The 5,355-nt window shown below is 47.6% G+C and carries 6 protein-coding genes; 1 reads left to right on the top strand and 5 read right to left on the bottom strand.

Translation table 11 applies throughout. The features are described 5' to 3' along the window. Window positions 1-160 precede the first annotated feature (160 nt). A complete protein-coding gene (locus J7J01_02060; protein ID MCD6209676.1) occupies window positions 161-1,081 on the bottom strand; it encodes a methylenetetrahydrofolate reductase in 921 nt (306 codons plus the stop codon). A gap of 22 nt (window positions 1,082-1,103) precedes the next feature. Further along, window positions 1,104-1,856, bottom strand: a complete 753-nt coding sequence (locus tag J7J01_02055; GenBank protein ID MCD6209675.1) for a methylenetetrahydrofolate reductase C-terminal domain-containing protein — start codon at window positions 1,854-1,856, stop codon at window positions 1,104-1,106. Window positions 1,857-2,150: 294 nt separating this feature from the next. On the opposite strand from J7J01_02055, the gene J7J01_02050 reads away from it, so the two are divergent. Beyond that, window positions 2,151-2,948, top strand: a complete 798-nt coding sequence (locus J7J01_02050) for a thiazole biosynthesis protein (GenBank protein ID MCD6209674.1) — start codon at window positions 2,151-2,153, stop codon at window positions 2,946-2,948. Between the two features lie 26 nt (window positions 2,949-2,974). On the opposite strand, the gene thpR is transcribed toward J7J01_02050, so the two are convergent. From thpR to J7J01_02035, 3 genes are all read right to left on the bottom strand, one after another. Further along, window positions 2,975-3,547 carry an RNA 2',3'-cyclic phosphodiesterase gene (gene thpR, locus J7J01_02045; protein MCD6209673.1) on the bottom strand — a complete coding sequence of 191 codons (573 nt, stop codon included), beginning with the start codon at window positions 3,545-3,547 and terminating at the stop codon, window positions 2,975-2,977. Window positions 3,548-3,563: 16 nt separating this feature from the next. Further along, window positions 3,564-4,673, bottom strand: coding sequence for a type 2 isopentenyl-diphosphate Delta-isomerase (locus tag J7J01_02040; protein MCD6209672.1), 1,110 nt, complete (start codon window positions 4,671-4,673; stop codon window positions 3,564-3,566). Window positions 4,674-4,680: 7 nt separating this feature from the next. Then, the coding region (locus J7J01_02035; protein ID MCD6209671.1) for a CBS domain-containing protein at window positions 4,681-5,355 on the bottom strand (675 nt) is incomplete at its 5' end.

Below are 5,355 nucleotides of genomic sequence, written 5' to 3'. Positions count from 1 at the left end.
CAGTAACTCCTGACTTGAATTACTGGGACTGCCCGAGGCATCAGGAAATCATAGATGAAGTGATGTATAAAACCCTTCTTTCAAAAAGAAAGCTTTACCAAAGAAATATCATAGTTTATATACAATAAAAATAAAAAGAAAAAGAGAAAAAAGAAAGAGATTACTCCATCACTTTCTTCAATTCCGGGATTATCCGCGGATACCCGACCGCCATGATGTGACAACCAGCAGCAGGTGTATCCTTGAGATGCTCCAGGAACTCTGTGAAGAACTCTACGTTTACCCGGTCCACCTCCTCCTTACGCTTCTCCTTGTCCTTTATCTGTTTCGTCGCCTTCATATTCTGTAAATAGTCTGGTGGCACATCGACACCAGCCACATACTTATCGAAGAAATCAGCCTGTGCATATGTCTTCGCAGGGAATATCCCAACCAGAACCGGAATATCAACCTTCCCCAGCTCCTTAAAGAATCTGTCCAGAACTTCCGTATAGTATACCACCTGGGTTTGGATAAACTCAGCACCCACTTTTATCTTCCGCTTCACTTTCGCTATCTCCGCCTTCAAGACCGCAGCTCCAGGCGCCGCTGCTGCTCCCACATGCAGCTTCGGAGGATTGTGTATCTCGTTACCGCCGAGGTCCTTCCCCTCGTCCACCACTTTCCTTATCAGTGCAATCAGAGTTGTAGAATCAAGGTCAAAAACAGGCTTCGCATCCGGTGTGTCACCAAGTGCGACATGGTCGCCAGTCAAAGCAAGAATATTCCGCAGTCCTAGGACACCAGCACCAAGTATGTCAGAGAGAAGTGCATTGCGATTGCGATCCGCACATCTGAGCTGGTAGATGCATTCCATACCCGTCTCCTGCTGTATCTTATACGATGCTGCCAGACTACTGACATAAGCGAAACTCTGTGGATTGTCCGTAACGTTACATGCGGTTACCAACCCCACTAACTCCCTCGCTGCTTTTATCGGCTCTTCTACATCTCCCGCTTTCTCTGGCTCTAATTCGCCTGTGAAGACGTATTTCCCCTCCTTCAACTCCTTCATCAACTGGCTATACACCTCGTCACCCATCTTCTTCTTTCACCTCCTCCTCTCACTCCTCTTCATACTCAGGTCCCCCAAACAGGGTCAAATAAGAAGGTAGAGAACCAAGTATCGCCCTCATCGGATTCACCGGCTCTTCTATTGTGAACAGACGTGGACGTTTTGCTTTGCTCCACGCATGTGGGTCTCTCATCTCTGTAAACCTGTCCAGCTCACCCATCTTCTCCATCCGCTCGTATATCTTCACCCATGCACAATCCTTCTCGGGGTCCACCTCGCACTTACCATCCTCCCTCACACCACCACAAGGTCCGTTCATCAATCCCTTCCCGCAAGCAGTGAGGGGGCAAATGCCTGCGGTCTTTCCAAGCTCGCATTGCCCGCATGACTGGCATGTCTCCTTGAATTTCGTAGGTCCGCCACCCACCAGCCCCAGCGCGTCATTAGCAGGAATTACCGGCTTCGTAACTCCTATCTTATTATCTATATATTCACACACTACCTGTACTCCATCACCACAACTCATCATCAAAACAGCATCAGCTGCTTCAATAGCTTTTCTCTTCTTCTCCAGGAACTTTGAACTCATATCAATCTCACAGGCTGATATACCCAGCGGTAGAATGACCTCGGTGACTTCCTTACCCTCTTTTCTTAGTCTCTCTGCCATCTCCTTCACCGCTTTCTTGTCCCCTGTATGGTAGAAAGTGGCACAACCGCCACAGCCTACAGCTACTATCTTCCGTTTACCATCGAGATAACCCAGAATCTCCTCCATTGGCTTCTGCTCTTGTGCAATCATTTTATAGAATATACCTCCGTTATTATTTCCACTATGGAGAATATATAAGCTTTTCTATTTTACAGTGGTTATAAACGCCTCAAACGTCCGAAAATGATACTTACTAACCACTGCTAAGTACGTGAGCAGCCATCACATACGAGCAAAGAGTCTGAAAATCGTGTATGCGTGCTAAAATCCAACTTATATTTTTTATTGTATATGAAGTATTAAAGTATGATATTTCTTTGGTAAAGCTTTTTTTTGAAAGTAAGGTTTTTATATACGTAATGAATTTCAAAATTAGCATAACACATGAATAAGGGCACATCTTTCGCTTTCGCTCCAGCATCCGAGAGTCAGATAACGAGTGCGATTGTGGCTGGGTTTGCAAAAGAGTTTGAGCGATATGTGGAGAGTGAAGTCATCATTGTTGGTGGTGGACCTTCAGGCTTGATGGCTGCGAGGGAGCTGGCATCCAGGGATGTCAAGGTGCTGCTGATAGAGAGGAATAACTATCTTGGTGGAGGTTTCTGGCTTGGGGGGTTCTTGATGAATAAGATCACAGTAAGGTCGCCAGCGGAAGAGATCCTCAATGAGCTGGGAGTGCCCTACGAGGAAAGCGAAACCGAAGGGCTATTTGTCTCTGATGCCACACACGCATGCTCGAAGTTGATTGCAGCAACCTGCGATTCTGGTGCTAAGATACTGAATATGGTGACTCTGGATGATGTTGTGCTTCACGATGGGCTTGTATGTGGTGTCGTTGTGAACTGGACAGCGGTAACGACGCTTCCTGGTCCAATAGCCTGTGTTGACCCTGTCTCACTGGAATCGCAGTTAGTGATTGATGCCACAGGTCATGATGCAGTCGTGGTGAAGAGATTGGAAGTGCGAAAACTGCTCAAGACCAAAGGAGAGGGTGCAATGTGGGTTGATGCATCGGAGAATCTCGTGGTGGAGCATACCACAGAATTTTATCCCGGGTTGATAGTCACAGGCATGGCTGTATCAACAGCATTTGGGCTTCCGCGAATGGGCCCCACCTTCGGTGCCATGCTGCTGTCAGGTAAGAAGGCTGGAGAAATAGCATTGGAGAAGCTAAAGCGATGATAAATCCTTCAATTTACTATTTACGTTTAGAACAGTCTCTTCACATATACATCCTCATAAATAGGACCCCGGGGCGTGAGAGTGCTCTTCTTTAATTTCACCGCGTTCACCTGCATCTCTCCCACCTCCACATCGCTCAGCTCTGCTATCTTCCTCATTAGCTGGTTTAACCCTGCGTCTGATTCAATCCGCTTCACACGGCAGATAGTGATATGAGGACTGAATGGCTGTTTCTCAGCAGGGAAGCCCAGAGCGACCATTCTCGTTTCCACCTGCTCCTGTAACGCCCTCAGCCCCTCCATGCCTTTGCCTATTCCTATCCACAGAACACGTATCTTCTTACGTGAAGCGGGAAAGAAGCCTGTACCACGCAGCACAATATTGAACGGTTCCATGTTTATGTTTCCCAATTCGCGTTTTATAAGCTCAACACGCTCTTCTGATACACTACCGAGGAACTTTAGCGTCTGATGCACCTGCTTCGGGTTGACGAACTTTAACTTTACGCCACTGAGCTCTCCAAATCGCTGCTCTATCTCTTCCACCTTCGCTCTTATACTCTCACTCTCAGAGAGGTCAACGGCAATAAAAGCCCTCATAGTAATTGTTTATTGTTTATCCTTTATCCCGCATCTTCAACTTTATCCTATCAAAAAACCCCCTCTGGTCCATTATCTCTCTTGTTGCGCCTGTTACGACCAGCTCAGCAGCCTTCAACTCCGTCACGGTCTTACAACCGGTTAAAAACATGGCAGCCTTCAACTCCTCGCCCATCTCCTCTATCCTCGCTATTACTTTATCGGCGCTCAAATCGCGCATCGCCAGCTTCAAAAACGGTAAAGCTGCACTGCACATATCAGCACCGAGAGCTATGCTCTTCGCAACGTCTAAACCATTCCTGATCCCGCCAGTAGCAATCACTGGTATCCCAAAACTACTGCACTCCACGATACTCTCGACCGTTGTGATACCCCAATCGTAGCCAAAAAGCCGCCCCAAGTGTTCCGAGAGCTCGTCTCCCTCTGCTTTCGCCCTGTATATCTCAGCAGCAGCTAAACTGGTGCCCCCAAAGCCACCAACATCTATCGCAGCAACGCCTGCATCCACTAACTTACGTGCTACGCGGTAGCTTATCCCTGCACCCGTCTCTTTCACTATCACTGGCGCCTTTATCTCGCTGCATACCTCCTTTATCGCATCAAGACAACCTCTCGCATCTACATTACCCTCGGGCTGGATAGCTTCCTGCAAGAAGTTCAGGTGTATCGCCACAGCATCAGCATCTATCATCTCTATGACCCTTTTAACGCCATCAACGCCATATTCCAGTAACTGCGGGGCACCCAGATTTGCATAGATGAAAGAATCAGGGGCAACATCGCGAACCACGCGGAAAGAATCTTCATGCTCAATACCCTCCAGTGCCGCTCGCTGTGAACCAACACCCATACCTATACCAAGCTGCTCAGCAGCCTCTGCAAGTACTTCGTTTATTCGCTTCGTCTCTGGATGCCCTCCGGTCATTGAAGCGATCATTATGGGTAAATTAAAAGAGAACCCAAGGAAATTGTTTTTCAGTTCTATCTCATCCTTCGCTATCTCCGGCAATGCAACATGAACAAGCTTAACGTCAGCAAAGCCATTTGTTCCCGCTTCTACCTCCTGCTCCATGCATATACGCAGTTGCTCTATCTTCCTCCTTGATGTTCTATTCTGATACATCATACCTCATTCAAGCGGGACCTTTGAGTAGCGACCTCCTGCGGCAGTGCTCCCTCACTATATCAGACCTGCTTATTATTCCTATTAGCTTCCTATCCCCTCCCCCTTTATTTCCATTTCCATGTCCTGGCATTACCACCGGCAACCGTCCAATATTATATTTGTCCATCTTATAAAGCACATCTTCCAGATATTCGTCAGGATACGCTACTATCACGTCTTTTGTACACATCTGACTCACCCGCTTATACACCGAGCCACTCTCCCTCGCCTCCTCCAGCTCCATTATCGTCGTTATTCCTATCAGTTTACCCGCCTTGTCTACAACAGGGTAAGCTATGTGCCCTGTCTTCTCCGCGAAGTAAAGTGCCTCTTTTACCGTCATATCACCAGGAATCGTGAGCACTTCCTTTGTATATGCATCCCTCACTCTTATACCCTCAAGCAGATCGACCATAAATTCTCGCTTGTGTGCTGGGGATTCCTTCCTTGTTTCGTATTGCCCCGGATAAATCGTTCTGCGTCCAACGAGTGAATATGCGGGGATGATGGCGAGTAATGCTGGCACAAATAATGTATAAGAGCCAGAGATTTCACAAACGATGAAGAGCGCAGTGAGTGGTGCATTAGCAGCGGCACCGAAGAAAGCAGCAGCGCCAATGAGTGCAAATACCCACGGGTTCTC

Source organism: Methanophagales archaeon (genome assembly GCA_021159465.1).
Taxonomy (GTDB): Archaea; Halobacteriota; Syntropharchaeia; order Alkanophagales; family Methanospirareceae; genus G60ANME1.
The sequence above is the reverse complement of the archived record's forward strand: the minus strand, read 5'-3'. Positions and strand labels throughout refer to the sequence as shown.